At 66.9% G+C, this 2,502-nt stretch carries 1 protein-coding gene; it reads right to left on the bottom strand.

Annotated features, from left to right (window positions below):
* Positions 1 to 194 precede the first annotated feature (194 nt).
* The gene (locus WBV89_RS15915) at positions 195 to 2,501 is read right to left on the bottom strand and encodes a transketolase-like TK C-terminal-containing protein (RefSeq protein ID WP_423982329.1); all 2,307 of its coding nucleotides are present in this window, start codon (positions 2,499 to 2,501) and stop codon (positions 195 to 197) included.
* Between the last annotated feature and the right edge of the window lies 1 nt (position 2,502).

Below are 2,502 nucleotides of genomic sequence, written 5' to 3'. Positions count from 1 at the left end.
GTATCTGACACTGACTCCCACGGCAACTCCTCCTCGATCGAAGCCTGTCACGCCGCTCCGCAGCGATCAACCACTGATCGAGGCCGCGAAGGGGTCGACTCCGGGAGTCAACGGGCGGATCGATGCGGCTCGTCGCCGGGGACGTAGCGGTCCCATTTCGTCCTGGGGTGAAGTCCCGTCCAGCGATCGTCGTCTCAGTCCTCGGGGTGGACCTGGTGTTCCGTGAGTGCGATGAGGGCCGCATTGACGATGCTGCCGGCGTCGATGCCCGTGAGTTCATGGAGATCGGCGATGGTGCCGGATTCGCCGAACCGGTCGACACCCAGTGTGTACTGATGGGTGCCGATCGCGGAGCCGAGCCAGGCGAGACTGTGGCTGGAAGCGTCGTGGACGCTGACGACCGGTCGATTCCGTTCATCGTGCGGGATGAGACGGTGAAGGTGGCTCGGAGCACGCACGACCCGAGCGGTTGCGGTCGACTTCGTGAAGCCGGCGCGCCAGCTTCGGTACACGCGATCCGGGCTCGTGAGGTGGACGACGCTGGCGCGCACCCCTTCACCGTCGAGTTCGATGGCCGCCTCCAGCGCTTCGGGTGCCATCGCCCCGGTCGTGACGATCGTGACGCCGGGTCGACCGTCCGGCGGGGCATCGACGAGTCGGTAGCCGCCGTCGAGCACGTGGGTTCGGAGGCGGGCTTCGCCGAGCCGCTCGACCGAGTCGGCGAACGGTTGCTGGTCGATGGGCCGAGTGGACAGGCGGAGGTAGGAGCTCGTGCCGTCGGGGCGTCCGAGTTGGTCGAGCGCGTCGCAGAGGATCCAGTCGACCTCGGTGGCGAACGCCGGCTCGTGATACGTGACGTTGGGCAGTTCGGCGCCGACCGATGCGGTGACGGTCGATTGGTGCGCTCCGCCTTCGGGGGCGAGTGTCACCCCGGCGGGGGTGCCGGCGACGACGAACTTGGCGTCGTTGTACAGGCCGTAGATGAAGGCGTCGAGACCGCGCAGCACGAACGGGTCGTAGACGGTCCCGACGGGGAGGAGGTGCTGTCCGTGATGGTCGTGACTCAACCCGAGCTGACCGAGCAGCATGAACAGGTTCATCTCACTGATGCCGAGTTCGATGTGCTGACCGTTCGGACCGGGCGCCCACTTGAGGATTCGGTCGGCGCCACCGTGGTCGGCGCGTTCGGTGTGGGAGTACACGCCGCGTTTGTTGATGAACCCGCCGAGGTTCGTGGAGATCGACACGTCCGGCGCGGTCGTCACGAGCCGATCACCGACGCCCTCGACGTCGGCGAGACTGGCGAGAACACGACCGAAGGCCTCCTGTGTCGATGTCGATCCGCTGGTCGAGATCGATCGGGCAGCGGTGGGGATCGGAAGCACGGGGCGCGGCGGGAGCGGCGCATTGTTGATGTCCCCTCCGACGCTCCGACAGACGCGCCCGGCGTCGGAGTCGGGATCGAAACGGTCCCACTCGGTGTCGAGATCGAGGCCGATCGAGGATCGGAATGCGTCGATCTGTTCCGGGCTCAACAGCGCGGCATGGTTCATCGGGTCGCCCGCCATCGCGAGGCCATGGCCCTTGATCGTGTAGGCGAAGACCACCGACGGACGGTCCACCTCGGCATCACAGGATCGGAACGTGTCGGCCAGCAGAGCGAGGTCGTGCCCACCGAGGTCGGTGATGAGCGACTTGAGTTCGTCGTCGGCGAACCGATCTGCGAATCGCACGACGGCCGGATCGGCGTCGGCGAGGAACGTCCGGCGCATGTCGGCAGGCGCCAGGCCGAACAGCTCCTGGTAGGCCTCGTTCGGCATCGAGTCGATGTGCGCTTCCAGGGCATCACCGCCGGCTTCGCCGAATGCCGCGCCGAGACGCTGCCCGTACTTGGCTTCGGCGACATGCCAGCCGGCATCGGCGAAGAACCGCTTGAGACGGATCGCGGCGATGTCGGGAATCACCCGGTCGAGCGACTGTCGGTTGAGGTCGATGACCATCGTGAAGTTGCCGAGCCCCTGCGTGGCGGGATCGGCGATGGCCTCCCACACGTTGCCCTCGTCGAGTTCGGCATCGCCGACGAGCGCGATGAAGCGTGCCGGATCCTGCTCACCGAAATGGGAGTCGGTGTAGCGGCGCGTGAGCGCGGCGAAGAGCGGTGCCACCGCGCCGAGGCCGACCGAGCCGGTCGAGAAGTCGGACACGTCGGGGTCCTTCGTCCGCGACGGGTACGCCTGGAGGCCGCCCCGCTGGCGCAGCGTCGTCAGGTACGACCGATCGAGCTCACCGGTCAGGTACTTGATCGCGTGGTACACCGGTGACGCGTGGGGCTTGACGGCGACCTTGTCGTCGCCGCCGATGTGGTCGAACCACAACGCCGTCATGATCGAGACCATCGACGCACACGACGCCTGGTGACCCCCGACCTTCACATCGGTCTCGCCGCGTCGGTTGGCATGGTCGATGATGCGCGTCGCAAGCCACAGCACACGTCGCTCGATC

The sequence above is a fragment of the Ilumatobacter sp. genome (genome assembly GCF_049588435.1).
Classification (GTDB): domain Bacteria; phylum Actinomycetota; class Acidimicrobiia; order Acidimicrobiales; family Ilumatobacteraceae; genus Ilumatobacter_A.
This window is presented reverse-complemented; position numbering and strand designations above follow the sequence as displayed.